General features: G+C 62.6%; 12 protein-coding genes. 3 read left to right on the top strand and 9 right to left on the bottom strand.

What is annotated here, in order from left to right; all coding sequences use genetic code 11:
- Positions 1-13 precede the first annotated feature (13 nt).
- Positions 14-1,822 carry a sodium-extruding oxaloacetate decarboxylase subunit alpha gene (oadA, locus tag SC318_RS26565; protein ID WP_320429080.1) on the top strand — a complete coding sequence of 603 codons (1,809 nt, stop codon included), beginning with the start codon at positions 14-16 and terminating at the stop codon, positions 1,820-1,822.
- Between the two features lie 109 nt (positions 1,823-1,931).
- Here the strand turns inward: oadA and SC318_RS26560 are convergent, their stop codons facing one another.
- From SC318_RS26560 to SC318_RS26550, 3 genes are all read right to left on the bottom strand, one after another.
- On the bottom strand, positions 1,932-3,272 hold the full coding sequence (locus SC318_RS26560) for an autotransporter outer membrane beta-barrel domain-containing protein (RefSeq protein ID WP_320429079.1): 1,341 nt from the start codon (positions 3,270-3,272) through the stop codon (positions 1,932-1,934).
- 186 nt (positions 3,273-3,458) lie between these two features.
- Positions 3,459-4,289, bottom strand: coding sequence for an amino acid ABC transporter permease (locus tag SC318_RS26555; protein WP_320429078.1), 831 nt, complete (start codon positions 4,287-4,289; stop codon positions 3,459-3,461).
- Complete coding sequence (locus SC318_RS26550; protein WP_320429077.1) at positions 4,286-5,107, bottom strand: ABC transporter substrate-binding protein; 822 nt, start codon at positions 5,105-5,107, stop codon at positions 4,286-4,288. The genes SC318_RS26555 and SC318_RS26550 overlap by 4 nt, the downstream gene beginning before the upstream one ends.
- A 112-nt stretch (positions 5,108-5,219) precedes the next feature.
- On the opposite strand from SC318_RS26550, the gene SC318_RS26545 reads away from it, so the two are divergent.
- The gene (locus tag SC318_RS26545) at positions 5,220-6,128 is read left to right on the top strand and encodes a homocysteine S-methyltransferase family protein (RefSeq protein WP_320429076.1); all 909 of its coding nucleotides are present in this window, start codon (positions 5,220-5,222) and stop codon (positions 6,126-6,128) included.
- A gap of 139 nt (positions 6,129-6,267) precedes the next feature.
- On the opposite strand, the gene SC318_RS26540 is transcribed toward SC318_RS26545, so the two are convergent.
- Genes SC318_RS26540 through SC318_RS26530 form a run of 3 tightly spaced genes read right to left on the bottom strand, consistent with a single transcriptional unit; the run spans position 6,268 to position 8,031 of the window.
- The gene (locus SC318_RS26540) at positions 6,268-6,939 is read right to left on the bottom strand and encodes a GNAT family N-acetyltransferase (protein ID WP_320429075.1); all 672 of its coding nucleotides are present in this window, start codon (positions 6,937-6,939) and stop codon (positions 6,268-6,270) included.
- Between the two features lie 10 nt (positions 6,940-6,949).
- A complete protein-coding gene (locus SC318_RS26535; protein ID WP_320429074.1) occupies positions 6,950-7,396 on the bottom strand; it encodes a GNAT family N-acetyltransferase in 447 nt (148 codons plus the stop codon).
- Entirely contained in the window at positions 7,393-8,031 is a 639-nt protein-coding gene (locus SC318_RS26530; protein ID WP_320429073.1) for an FMN-binding negative transcriptional regulator, read from the bottom strand. Before SC318_RS26530 ends, SC318_RS26535 begins: the two co-directional genes overlap by 4 nt.
- Before the next feature lie 91 nt (positions 8,032-8,122).
- Here SC318_RS26530 and SC318_RS26525 point away from each other — a divergent pair, with 91 nt between their 5' ends.
- A complete protein-coding gene (locus SC318_RS26525; protein WP_320429072.1) occupies positions 8,123-9,673 on the top strand; it encodes a MocR-like pyridoxine biosynthesis transcription factor PdxR in 1,551 nt (516 codons plus the stop codon).
- 10 nt (positions 9,674-9,683) lie between these two features.
- Here SC318_RS26525 and SC318_RS26520 read toward each other — a convergent pair whose 3' ends face one another.
- The 3 genes from SC318_RS26520 to SC318_RS26510 all read right to left on the bottom strand — a co-directional run bounded on the left by SC318_RS26520 (position 9,684) and on the right by SC318_RS26510 (position 12,925).
- A complete protein-coding gene (locus SC318_RS26520) occupies positions 9,684-10,775 on the bottom strand; it encodes a polyamine ABC transporter substrate-binding protein (protein WP_320429071.1) in 1,092 nt (363 codons plus the stop codon).
- Positions 10,772-11,812 (bottom strand): histone deacetylase family protein, encoded by a 1,041-nt coding sequence (locus SC318_RS26515; RefSeq protein ID WP_320429070.1) that lies wholly within the window; start codon positions 11,810-11,812, stop codon positions 10,772-10,774. The genes SC318_RS26520 and SC318_RS26515 overlap by 4 nt, the downstream gene beginning before the upstream one ends.
- Positions 11,813-11,932: 120 nt before the next feature.
- A complete protein-coding gene (locus tag SC318_RS26510) occupies positions 11,933-12,925 on the bottom strand; it encodes an AraC family transcriptional regulator (RefSeq protein ID WP_320429069.1) in 993 nt (330 codons plus the stop codon).
- Positions 12,926-12,936: the final 11 nt, after the last annotated feature.

The following is a 12,936-nucleotide window of genomic DNA, read 5'->3' as shown; positions in this document are numbered from 1 at the left end:
TGAGGAGATACCAATGACTAAAAAGATCTTCGTTACTGACACCATCCTGCGCGACGCTCACCAATCGTTGCTGGCGACCCGCATGCGCACTGACGACATGCTGCCGATCTGCGACAAGCTCGACAAAGTCGGCTACTGGTCCCTGGAAGTGTGGGGCGGTGCGACGTTCGACGCCTGCGTGCGCTTCCTGAAAGAAGACCCGTGGGAGCGCCTGCGCAAATTGCGCGCCGCGTTGCCCAACACCCGTCTGCAAATGCTGCTGCGCGGCCAGAACCTGCTGGGCTATCGCCACTACAGCGACGACGTGGTCAAAGCGTTTGTCGCCAAGGCTGCCGTCAACGGTATCGATGTGTTCCGCATCTTCGATGCCATGAACGACGTGCGTAACCTGCGCGTGGCCATCGAAGCGGTCAAGGCTGCCGGCAAACACGCCCAGGGCACCATCGCCTACACCACCAGCCCGGTGCACACCGTCGAGGCCTTTGTGGCCCAGGCCAAGCAGCTGGAATCCATGGGCTGCGACTCCATCGCGATCAAGGACATGGCCGGCCTGCTGACGCCCTATGCCACCGGCGAGCTGGTCAAGGCCCTGAAAGCCGAGCAGAGCCTGCCGATTTTCATCCACTCCCACGACACCGCCGGGCTGGCCGCGATGTGCCAACTCAAGGCCATCGAAAACGGCGCCGACCACATCGACACCGCCATCTCCAGCTTCGCCTGGGGCACCAGCCACCCGGGCACCGAGTCGATGGTTGCCGCCCTCAAGGGCAGCGAATTCGACACCGGCCTGGACCTGGAGCTGCTGCAGGAAATCGGCCTGTACTTCTACGCCGTGCGTAAGAAATACCACCAGTTCGAAAGCGAATTCACCGCCGTCGACACCCGCGTGCAAGTCAACCAGGTGCCCGGCGGGATGATTTCCAATCTGGCCAACCAGTTGAAAGAGCAGGGTGCTCTGAACCGCATGAGCGAAGTGCTCGCCGAAATCCCCCGCGTGCGCGAAGACCTGGGCTTTCCACCGCTGGTCACCCCAACCTCGCAGATCGTCGGCACCCAGGCGTTTTTCAACGTGCTGGCCGGTGAGCGCTACAAGACCATCACCAACGAAGTGAAGCTCTACCTGCAAGGCGGCTACGGCAAGGCGCCGGGCGTGGTGAATGAAAAACTGCGGCGCCAGGCCATCGGCAGCGAAGAGGTGATCGACGTGCGCCCGGCCGACCTGCTCAAGCCGGAAATGACCAAGCTGCGCGGTGAAATCGGTGCGTTGGCCAAGTCCGAAGAAGACGTGCTGACCTACGCCATGTTCCCGGACATCGGCCGCAAGTTCCTCGAAGAGCGCGACGCTGGCACCCTGGCGCCCGAAGTGCTGCTGCCGATCCCGGAAGCCGGTGGCGTGGCCCGTGCCGGTGGCGAAGGCGTGCCGACCGAATTCGTCATCGATGTGCACGGTGAAAGCTACCGCGTCGACATCACCGGTGTCGGTGTGAAAGCCGAAGGCAAGCGTCACTTCTACCTGTCCATCGACGGCATGCCCGAAGAAGTGGTGTTCGAACCGCTCAACGAGTTTGTCAGCAGCGGCGGCAGCAAGCGCAAGCACGCCACCGAGCCGGGCCATGTCAGCACGGCGATGCCGGGCAATATCGTCGACGTGCTGGTCAAGGAAGGCGACGTGGTCAAGGCCGGCCAGGCCGTGCTGATCACCGAAGCCATGAAGATGGAAACCGAAGTGCAGGCCTCGATTGCCGGCAAGGTAAGCGCCGTGCACGTGGCCAAGGGCGACCGGGTGAACCCTGGCGAAATCCTGATTGAAATCGAAGGCTGATTCAGCCTTCGACATTACCGCTTAATCCTCGGGGGGGCAGGTGCCCTCCTTTTTTTTGCCTGGGATTTGCGAACAGGCCGGCTGCCTCGCGGACTTCAGCAGGTTGGCATCAGAATTCCATCCGCCAATGGCCTGTCAAACCCTGGCTGCGGCTGCTGCTGCCGGCTTCCCCGGTATAGGTGAGGCCCAGGGTGTGTTGGGACGACAGCGCCAGATCCAGACCGGCGCTCAGCCCAAGGCTGTCACGGTCCAGTGCTGCGCCACGGATAGCGAACCGGCTGTTCATACCTTCCGTGCCGTCCAGGCCGATCAGGCGCGAGGACTGATGAACGCGGCTGCTCACGTCGCCATAGAGGTGTTTCCATTGGGCGCTCAAGTGCGGCGTCAGGCTCATCTGATTATCGAAGCGATGCACCGTCGCCAGGCGCACCCCCAGGGTGCTGTTGAAATTCTCCTGGGTTTGCGCACCGACATTCAGCGCTGCCTCGCCACCGGTTTCCCTGAAACCGTCACGCTGATAACGCTGGTAACCGACGCTGGCAAACGGCTCGGCGTTGAAGGTGTCATTGCCAAGCTTATAGCCCGCTTCGGCAAATGCGTTCTGGCTCTGGGCGCTGTAACGTCCCTTGAGATGCTGCTGGTAGTCAAGAAAGGCGATGTCGATGTTGCGCTGGTTATTGCCATCATGACGACTGTGGATCACGCCCAGCCGCAAGGCCAGCGGGCCATCCTGGCGCACTGCATAGCCGCCCAGATGCCAGCTGTCCACCGTGGCCTGAAAGCGTCTCGCGTTCTGAGTGCTTGAAGAGCGGCCGCCTACCACACCCATCCGCCAGGCCGAGTCCAGCGACCAGTCGACGCCGATCAGTAAGCCGCGCAGGCCTTGTTTCATATTCTGGCTGCCCTCCAGCCCTTCGAGGTGGCTGCTGTGCCCCAAGCCCTGGACCCAGAAACGACCTTGCTCCTGGTCTGGCATTCCACGCAGCGCCGACAGCAAGCCGGCGCTGACCTGCCCGCTGCTCTTTTGCGTGGCAGCAGCCAGGTTGGCGTTCTGGCTGCCGGCCAGTTGCTCCAGGGCGGTGCCGAGTTCGCCGGCGGGCTGGCTGGCCAAAAGCAATTGAAGTTCACGCAGCTGGTTTTTTTGCTCGATGGTCAAGCCACCAGAGTCGCGCAGCGCCGCCAGCTGGGTGTCGATGCCTTGGGCGAACTGCAGGCCGTTGTAGGAAGTGGCCCCGGATGCCAGATAGAAATGGGTCGGGACGGGAATGGGGGCTGGCGGGGCATAATCGTTCAGGTCCAGCTCAAACCCTGGGAGTGGTGGGTAGTAGGGCTTGAACCTGGTTGGGGGTTGTTCGGGCGGCATATCCCCCCGAGCGTGCACATGTTGAATACTGGCGAGCGCAACGAGCAGGGCGACCGCCATCACGCGTGTTTTTTGTAGAACTGGCATGGGATTCCAACCTCAGATTGACGAGGCGGAAAATTTAGCGAGATGACCTCGCGATAACTGTCAGGTCGCGGGTCACTGCTATGCGGGACATGTCTCTACTGCGGCGCGATAAAAAACGAGGCTCGTGCTGGCGGGTCTGTCTTTCATGGAAACCCGTTCCAGGTTCGGCGCAATGTTCACTAAGGCTCAACCGCGCCGTACATAGCCCTTGCCGTAATGGCGCTCCATGCGTGCCTGGATCAGTTCCAGGCCAAGAGACATCACCCAGTAGATGATCGCGGCGGTGGTGAGCATTTCGATGTAGCGGTAGCTTGAGCGGCCATAGGATTGCGCGAGGAACATCACTTCCCACACGCCCATCACCGAGATCAGCGAGGAGTCCTTGAGCATCGAGATGAACTGGTTGGTGGCCGGCGGGACGATGGTGCGCATCGCCTGGGGCAGGGTGACGTGCCAGAAAATCGCGCTGTCGCGCATGCCCAGCGCCAGTGCGGCTTCCCGTTGGCCATGGGGCACGCCGAGGATGCCGGCGCGGAAGATTTCGCTCAGGTACGCGCCGTAATTGAGCGACAGCGCGATGATCCCGGCGACGATTGCGCCGGGTACCAGGCCCAGTTGCGGCAGGCCCAGGTAAATCAGCAGGATCTGGATCAGCAGCGGCGTACCGCGAAAGAACGACGCGTAGAACGTGGCGATGCCGAAGGCCACCGCGCTTTTCGACAAGCGCCCCAATGCGGTGACAAACCCCAGCACCGACGACACCCCGATCGAGCACACGCACAAAAACAGCGTCAGCGCCGCGCCTTGCATAAAGCCGTTCGGCGCCAGGTGCACCCCGACCAGGTTGGGCAGCTTGTCGAGGATGATCGAGAACTTCAGGTCAAAGCTCAGAAAGAAGCTGGCGAACAGGCAGAACAGTGCGGCCCAGGTCAGGTACAACCGTGTACGAAAGCCCAACAGCCGCCGCAGCCGTGACGCGGTTACCGGTGGTTGGGGTGGGGTCGGGAACGCTGTCATTGGCTGATGTCGGCGCCGATCCATTTTTGCGACAGCTTGCTCAAGGTGCCGTCCTGTTTGAGCTGGGCGAAGACCTCACGCACTTTGCTGTCCCACTGAGGGTCGCCTTTCTCGATGGCGACCGAGTTGGGCTCCGAGTAGAGCGGCTCGCCGGCCAGCTTGAAACGCTTGTCGGCGGTCAGGCGCGGCTGCGCGGTGACCAGGTTGGTGAGGATCGCATCCAGGCGCACGCCGGCGCCCAGGCCCAGGTCCTGGAAGGCCACGTTGTCGGTGTCGTACGGGGCAATCTGCACGTCCTCGAACGGGTACTGCAGTTGCGTGTCTTCGGCGCCTTCGATCACCAGGTTCTTGTTCAGGTAGCTCTCGTAGCTCGACGCGCTGGTCAAGCCGACTTTCTTGCCGCTCAGGTCCTTGGCGCCGTGGATGCGGTCATCCTTGGCGTTGACCACGATCACCGCAGGCGAGGCGTAGTACTGCACCGGGAAATCAAACACTTCGGCGCGGGCCTTGCTTGGGGTCATGGAGCAGATACAGATGTCGTAGCGCCCGCTCCAACGGCCCGCGGCGATCACGTCCCAGGAAGGGGTTTCCAGACGAAGCTTCACGCCCAGTTTCTGCGCGACGGCCTTGGCCACATCGACGTCAAAGCCGTCGAGCTGGTTTTGCTCGTTGAGAAACGAAAACGGCGGATAGCTTTCCATCAGCACACCCACCAGCTCTTTCTTTTGCTCGATCCGGTCCAGGGTCGCACCGCCGAAGGCCTGGGTGGAGGCAGCGAGCATCGTCAGGCCCAGGGCCAATAGCGGTTTAAGTTTCAAAGCAGACACCTGAATAAAAAAGAGTTGTTATGAACCGGTTGGTGCGTATTAAATAGTTATAAGAACGACTCTCATAGTGAGTTATTTTCATAAGCATATGAGTAAAAGCTATATGAGCGCACACCGTACAGTAATTCTCGATGGCGGCATGGGCCGTGAGCTGCAACGCCGTGGCGCGCCGTTCCGGCAGCCTGAGTGGTCGGCGCTGGCGTTGAGCGAAGCACCGCAGGCGGTGGAGGCGGTGCACGCGGCCTATATCCAGAGCGGCGCCAACGTGATCACGAGTAACAGCTACGCCGTTGTGCCCTTTCATATCGGTGAGGCGCGGTTCGCCGCCGAAGGCCAGGCCCTGGCGGCCCTCGCCGGAGAATTGGCCCGCCGTGCGGTAGAGGCTTCTGGCCAAGCAGTACGGGTGGCCGGTTCATTGCCGCCGCTGTTCGGTTCCTATCGGCCGGATCTGTTCGAGGCTGGGCGAGTGAGTGAATTGCTGACGCCGCTGGTGAACGGCCTGGCACCCCATGTCGACCTGTGGCTGGCGGAAACCCAGAGCTCCATCGCCGAGGCGCGAGCGATTAAGGCTGGGCTGCCGGAGGACGGCAAACCGCTTTGGCTGTCTTTTACCTTGAAGGATGAGGACACGGACGAAGTGCCACGCCTGCGCTCAGGCGAACCGGTGGCGGACGCGGCCGAAGCGGCGGCGCAGTTGGGGGTTGAGGTACTGCTGTTCAACTGCAGCCAGCCCGAAGTGATCGGCGCGGCGATTGACGCTGCTCGCCAGACCTTCGAGCGCCTTGGCGTGGCGATCCAGATCGGTGCCTACGCCAACGCGTTCCCGCCGCAGCCCAAGGAAGCCACGGCCAACGATGGCCTCGACCCGCTGCGCGACGACCTCGACCCGCCCGGCTATCTGCACTGGGCGGCCGATTGGCAGGCCCGCGGTGCCAGCCACCTGGGCGGCTGCTGCGGGATCGGGCCGGAGCATATCGCGGTGCTGGCCAAACACCTGATCCCAGTCAGCTAAGGCTTTATGTAGGAGCGAGCTTGCTCGCGAAGAACCCGGGCCTCACGTTTTATCCAGAGTGAACGTGTTGCCTGGGCTTTTTTTCGCGAGCAAGCTCGCTCCTACAGCGGCATCGCGCACGTCCCTCCCTGTCAGCGTTTCAATGTCTGCACTCGGCCAGGGTTTTCAGCTGTCCGGAGCCGGTCTGGTTAGCGTCCGATAGCCACTGTTCAAACCCTGCATCAATCGCCGGCCATTCCGAATCCAGCATTGAGAACCACGCCGTATCGCGGTTCTGGCCCTTGACCACCATGTGCTGACGGAACACCCCCTCAAAACTGAAACCCAGGCGCTCGGCGGCGTAGCGAGAGCGGGCATTGTCGTTGTTGCACTTCCACTCCAGGCGGCGGTAGCCCAGGTCGAACGCATATTTGGCCAGCAGGTAGACCGCCTCGGTGCTTTTCGGCGAGCGCTGCATCGGCGCGCCAAAGGTGACATGGCCGATCTCGATACGGCCCTGGGCTGGGACGATGGACATCAAACTGAGGATGCCCTGCACCTGATCGTTGGCGCGGTCGACCACACTGAACAAATACGGGTCGGTGTTGGCGGCGTGTCTGTTCAGCCAGGCACCGAATGCGGCGCGATCGGCAAACGGGCCGTAAGGCAGGTAGTCCCACAATTTAGGGTCGGCGCCGGGACCTGCCAGGGCCTGCCACAGTTGATCGGCGTCGCGCGTGGGATCGAGTTTCACCAGGCGGATAAAGCGCCCTTCGAGCACTTGAGCCGTGGGCGCCGGAACGCCGTTCCAATCAGCGAGGGAGGTGGTCATGCTGCGCTCCTTAAAGGGCTTTGCGAAATTGAATGAAACCTGGGCGTTCGGCGATGCGCTCATAGAGTTGGATCGCGGTGGCGTTGGTTTCATGGGTCAGCCAGTGCACTTTGCCGCAACCGTCTGCCTTGGCGGTGGCGTAGACGAATTCGATCAGTTTACGACCGACACCGGTACCGCGTTGGGCCGGGTCCACCAGCAGGTCCTGCAAGTAGCAGGAGTTCTCGATGCTCCAGTTGGAGCGATGGTAGATGAAGTTGACCATGCCCACCGCCTTGCCGTCCTGCCAGGCCAAGGCGGAATGGGTCGGCTCGCTGGCATCGATCAGGCGTTGCCACGTGCTTTGGCTGACCGCGTCCGGCAATTGGGTGTTGTAGAACGTCAGGTACGCTTGCCACAGCGGCAACCATGCGGTGTGGTCGGCGGCGCTGACGGGGCGGATATCGATCGGGCTCATTCTGGGGCTCCTTGGGGAATAAAACGGGCGAGGGTCTGGTCACGAACATCCGCGCTGGTGGCCAGACCATTGCGTACGCCAGCGATGTCGGCCGGGCTGCGGTTCTGGCTGAGCTTGCGTTTGCCGATCAAGCGATCGATAGGCAATGCAAAACCGACGATGGCCTTGAGCATGCCGTCAATATAGTCGGCCGGCGCGTCACTGACTTTCCACGGCCGGTCGCGACCGTGTTCATGGCGATCGGTCAGCGCACTGACCACCCCAAGCAGGCGCTCGGCGTCGGTGAACACCTCGGCCTTGCCGTAGGCGTGCACCGCCAGGTAGTTCCAGGTCGGCACCACTTTGCCGTGCTCGGCCTTGGTCGGGTAGTACGTCGGGCTGATATAGGCCTCGGCGCCCGCGAAGATCACCAGGGCATCGCTGCCGTTGCGCAAGTCCTGCCACTGCCGATTGGCCTTGGCCAGGTGCCCGTAGAGCGTGCCGTTCGGGCCTTCGTCCGGGTTGAGCAGCAGGGGCAGGTGGCTGGCTTGCAAGCCCTGATCACCCATGGTCACCAGCTGCGCCAGGCGAGTGTGCTGGATCAGCTGCTGCAGTTCGGGCAAATCGTCGAGGGCAAAGGCGCTGGGTGTGTACATGAATATTTTCCTTGGCGAATGCCAGCATCCTAGGCAGGCTAATGGCCCGATGTAAGAGCCATCTAGGGTCAATTTCATAGGTCCAATGTTCATGTCGCCGATAGAACCACCGCTGTCTTTCAACCCCGCCGGCATTGAACTGGATCGCCGCCAGGGACTGACACGCCAGCTGTACCAGGCATTGCGCGAGCGTGTGCTGGACGGGCGACTGGTCGGTGGCACGCGGTTGCCCGCCAGTCGCGACCTGGCCGCCGCCCTGGCGATTTCCCGCAACAGCGTGGTGCGGGCCTATGACCAACTGTACGCCGAGGGGTTTATCGAAGCGCGCGTAGGTGACGGCACTTACGTTGCGCACTTGCCGCAGAACCCGGCACGTGGAGGAAAATTATCCACAAAACCATCCACAGGCTTATCAACAGGCTTATCCCCAGGTTTATCCACAAAATCGCCAGACTCAGCCGGCTTTTCAAACGGTAAAGTTATCCACAGCTCGGCGCTGGAGCGCCTGGACCAGCACCATTTGTCCACTCCTCCCAGCGGCCCGCCACGGGCGTTCAGGGTGGGCGTGCCGGCCTTCGATCTGTTTCCCTTTGCGCTGTGGGCCAAGCTGAATGCGGCATTCTGGCGCCGGCCAGACCTGCAGCACCTCTGTTACGGCGACCCGGCCGGTGACTGGCGTCTGCGCGGGTTGATCGCTGCTTACTTGCGCAGCGCCCGGGGCTTGCAGTGCGGCGCTGAGCAAATTGTGATCACCAGTGGCGCGCAGCAGGCCATCAGCCTTTGTGCACAGCTGTTGGTGGAGCCGGGCGACGACGTGGCGGTTGAAGACCCAGGTTATCGCGCAGCCGGACACGCCTTCGCCATCGCCGGGGCAAACCTGCAGGGCGTGTCGGTGAATGCCGAGGGCCTCGATTGCGATGCGCTGTCCCAATTGAAGGGCTGCCGCCTGGCCTATGTCACGCCATCCCACCAATACCCGACCGGAGTGGTGATGAGCCTGGCTCGGCGCCTGGAGCTGCTGGCGTGGGCCGAGCGTAACGATGGGTGGATCGTCGAAGATGATTACGATGGCGAGTACCGCTACAGCGGCGCGCCGTTGTCCCCTTTGGCCGCGTTGGACCGCAGTGGGCGCGTGCTGTATGTGGGCACGTTCGGCAAGGTGGTGTTCCCGGCCCTGCGTCTGGGTTACCTGGTGCTGCCAGCGGGCCTGATGCAGGCCTTTGCCCAGCGGCGGGCAGTGGATGTGCGGCATTCGGAGATCAGCACCCAGGCGGTAATGGCCGAGTTCATGGCGGCCGGGCATTTCCAGCGGCATATCCGGCGCATGCGCCGCGCGGCATCGACTCGCCGGGACGCGGTGCTGGCGGGCTGGCCGCAGAACGTAGCTGGCCTTGGGAGCTTGCCGGCAATGACGGCGGGGCTGCATTTGATGGTCAAGGTCGACAGCCTCGAGCGCGAGCAGGCCTTGGTGGCCAAGGCTGAGGCGGTGGGCGTTGAGGTCAACGCCCTGAGCCGCTACTGGTTGCCCGGCCCCACCGGCCCGACGGACGCCCAGGCAGGCCTGGTGTTGGGCTTCGCCGCCGTGCCGCCTGCGGCTATCGCTCAAGCGTTGGCGCGTCTACGCCAGGCCTGGGCGGACTGAGCGCTGCGTCTCAGCGTCCCGATTTGATCTTGCTCCACGCCCGCGTCCTGGCCCGCTCCGCTTCCCGGCCGAGGGGGTTGAGGGTGTAGAGCGTGGCCATGGCTGCGTCGGTGGGGTACAGGTTCGGGTTGTTGCGAATCGCCGGGTCCACGTGTTCGGTCGCGTCTTTGTTCGGGTTGGGGTAGCCGACAAAGTCGCTGATGGGGGCGATCACCTGGGGTTGCAGCAGGTAGTTGATAAAGGTGTAGGCGTCCTGCGGATTCTGCGCGCCTTTAGGGATGGCGAGCATATCGAACCAGATCGGCGCGCCTTCCTTGGGCAGGCGCATGTCGACGGTCACGCCATTCTTGGCTTCCTTGGCCCGGTTGGCAGCCTGGGAGAAACTGCCCGAATAGCCCACCGCCACACAGATGTCACCGTTGGCGATATCGGCCATGTACTTGGACGAATGGAAATAGGTGATGTATGGACGGATCTTCATCAGCAACGCTTCGGCCTTGGCGTAGTCCTTGGGGTTGCTGCTGTTGGGGTCCAGGCCCAGGTGCTGCAGGGCCAGCGGCAGGATTTCCGAGGGCGAGTCCAATAGCGCCACGCCGCACTGCTTGAGCTTGCTGATGTTCTCTTCCTTGAAGATCAGGTCCCAGCTGTCCACGGGCGCATTGTCGCCCAGCGCGGCCTTGACCTTGGCCGGGTTGAAGCCAATGAGAATGGTGCCGTACATGTAAGGCACGGCGAATTTATTGCCGGGATCGTTGGCTTCGATCAGCTTCATCAATTTGGGATCGAGGTGGTTCCAATTGGGCAGTTGGCTGCGATCCAGCGGTTGGAAGACGCCAGCCTCGATTTGCTTGGCGAGGAACACGTTGGACGGCACCACAACGTCATAGCCGGCGTTGCCGGTCAGCAGCTTGGCTTCCAGGGCTTCGTTGGTGTCGAAGATGTCGTAGACCAGTTTGATGGCCGGGTTCTGCGCCTTGAAATCCTCAAGCGCCTTGGGCGTGATGTAGTCGAACCAGTTGTAGACCTTCAGGGTTTTTTCTTCGGCCTGCACGGCACCGGCCAGCAGGGCCGTGCACAAGGCCAGGGATGTGAGCGCTTTCATTGGGCCGCTACCTCTTGTTCGAAGCCTTCGAGTACGTTGACGGCATTGATGCCGATTTCTTCCACCGCGTAGCCGCCTTCCATCACGAACAGCGTGGGCTTGCCCAGGCGTGCGATGCGGCGGCCCATGGCCAGGTAATCCGGGCTGTCGAGCTTGAACTGCGAGATCGGGTCGTCTTTGAACGTGTCGACGCCCAGCGACACCACGATGACGTCGGCGCCATAGCTGTGGATTTCTTGGCAGGCCTCTTCCAGCGCGGCGCTCCAGGTGTCCCAGCCGGAGCCGGCGGGCAGTGGGTAGTTGAAATTGAACCCTTGGCCATCTCCCTCGCCGGGCTCATCGGCATAGCCGAGAAAGAACGGAAACTCCGCTTCCGGATGGCCATGGATCGACGTGAACAGCACATCGCTGCGCGCGTAGAAAATCGACTGGGTGCCGTTACCGTGGTGATAGTCGACATCGAGGATCGCGACCTTGCGCTGGCCCTGGTCGAGAAACGCCTGTGCAGCGATGGCGGCGTTGTTGAGGTAGCAATAGCCGCCCATCAAGTCGCTGGCGGCGTGATGCCCCGGTGGCCGGCACAGCGCAAAGGCACTGTGGGCGCCATGCTGGATCGCCGCTTGAGCGGTCAGCGCCACTTGCGCGGCACTGTAGGCGGCCTGCCAGGTGCCGGCGGTGATCGGCGCGCCGCCGTCGAAGCTGTAGTAGCCCAGCTGGCCGTGCAGACTGGTGGGCAGGATCTGGCGCAAGGTGCGGGCGGGCCAGGTGTAGGGCAGCAGGTCGCCGTCCTCACCGAAGGCGGTCCAGCGCTCCCAGGCACCCTTGAAGAACGCCAGGTAGTCCGAGCTGTGGACGCGTTCCAGCGGCCCCAGGCCAAAGTCGCGAGGCGGCTGCACCGGACCCAGTGCGCGATCGTTGACCCGTTGCAGCACGTGGTCTGCGCGCGACGGCATTTCGAAGCAGGGCATCAGTCGCCCGTCCATCAGCTCACAACGGCCGTGGTGCAGGTGGTGATCGTGCGAATAGATTGTCAGCATCAGTGTTCTCCGCAGGCTCATGAATGCCTTGCAGTGTCGAGGCAGACGCGGCGCGGGAGAACGGTCGCAGCGGCCAAAAGGGGATCGATATGGCCAAAGAGTCTGTCCATTATTCGCTCATCAGGCGCGGAACTGACTCGGCGTCACGCCGCTCCAGCGCACGAAGGCGTGGCGAAAGCTTGCGGTTTCGCTGAAGCCCAGTTGCTCGGCTATCCGGTGAATCGCCAGCCCGTCTTGCCCGAGCAACTGTTTGGCCCGGTCGAAGCGCAGTTCGTCGAGCATTTCCTGGTAGCTGCAGCCTAGGTCATGCAGGTGGCGGCGCAAGGTGCGCGCCGAACAGTTCATTTGCTCGGCCAACCCTTCCAGGCCCGGTGCGGCATGCAGTTGCGCGGCGAGCAACTGGCGCACCCGGCCCAGCCATGCCTGGCGGCCGGTGAACTCCAGGTTCTGTTTGCGGCAGCGCTCGGCCATGGCGCGGTGGGTGACCGGGTCGGCCAGGGGCAAGGGGCGGTCGAGCCAGTGCTTGTCGAACGCGAAGGCGTTGCTGCGCCCGTTGAATTGCAGCGGGCAATCGAAGGGGTCGGCATAGCGCCGCCAATAGTCGGGCGCGGCGTGTTCGAAACGCGCGCCGAGCAACGGCAGCGCGCACCCTAAAAGGTCGTCGCAGATGACTTTCAGCGACACCAGGCAAAACTCGACATTGAACCCCGCCAGTGCCGGATTCTCCCGATAATCGCTGGCGGTGAACCAGATCCGTTCGCCATCTTCCTCAAGGCTCAGCTCGAAAAGTGTTCCCAGCAGCGCCGGATAACGCAGCGCCAGGCGCAAAGCGTCACCAAAGGTGGCACTGGTGAGCAGCGCATAGCCGAGCAAACCGTAGGACGAAACATGCATGCGCCGGCCCAGTTCCAGGCCGATGTCCTGGCGCAAGGCCACGGCATTGGCGCACACCTGCATCTCCTGATGGGTCGTGATACGGGTGTCGGCGCGGCTAAGGTCCGCCGCGCAGATGCCGCTGCCCGCCAGCAGGTTTTCGCCGACCAGCCCCTGGGCCTCGAAGGTGGTGAGGATCAGGGACACGGCATTGAGGGTGGTCAGGTGTGAATGGAGCATGGCAATTTCCA

Origin of the sequence: Pseudomonas sp. MUP55, assembly GCF_034043515.1 — a bacterium.
Taxonomy (GTDB): Bacteria; Pseudomonadota; Gammaproteobacteria; order Pseudomonadales; family Pseudomonadaceae; genus Aquipseudomonas.
This window is presented reverse-complemented; position numbering and strand designations above follow the sequence as displayed.

Bases quoted from the DNA above. Each gene is read 5' to 3' on its own strand.
- oadA (WP_320429080.1), top strand. From the start codon at position 14: ATGACTAAAAAGATCTTCGTTACTGACACCATCCTGCGCGACGCTCAC.
- SC318_RS26560 (WP_320429079.1), bottom strand. From the start codon at position 3,272: ATGCCAGTTCTACAAAAAACACGCGTGATGGCGGTCGCCCTGCTCGTT.
- SC318_RS26555 (WP_320429078.1), bottom strand. From the start codon at position 4,289: ATGACAGCGTTCCCGACCCCACCCCAACCACCGGTAACCGCGTCACGG.
- SC318_RS26545 (WP_320429076.1), top strand. From the start codon at position 5,220: ATGAGCGCACACCGTACAGTAATTCTCGATGGCGGCATGGGCCGTGAG.
- SC318_RS26540 (WP_320429075.1), bottom strand. From the start codon at position 6,939: ATGACCACCTCCCTCGCTGATTGGAACGGCGTTCCGGCGCCCACGGCT.
- SC318_RS26535 (WP_320429074.1), bottom strand. From the start codon at position 7,396: ATGAGCCCGATCGATATCCGCCCCGTCAGCGCCGCCGACCACACCGCA.
- SC318_RS26530 (WP_320429073.1), bottom strand. From the start codon at position 8,031: ATGTACACACCCAGCGCCTTTGCCCTCGACGATTTGCCCGAACTGCAG.
- SC318_RS26525 (WP_320429072.1), top strand. From the start codon at position 8,123: ATGTCGCCGATAGAACCACCGCTGTCTTTCAACCCCGCCGGCATTGAA.
- SC318_RS26520 (WP_320429071.1), bottom strand. From the start codon at position 10,775: ATGAAAGCGCTCACATCCCTGGCCTTGTGCACGGCCCTGCTGGCCGGT.
- SC318_RS26515 (WP_320429070.1), bottom strand. From the start codon at position 11,812: ATGCTGACAATCTATTCGCACGATCACCACCTGCACCACGGCCGTTGT.
- SC318_RS26510 (WP_320429069.1), bottom strand. From the start codon at position 12,925: ATGCTCCATTCACACCTGACCACCCTCAATGCCGTGTCCCTGATCCTC.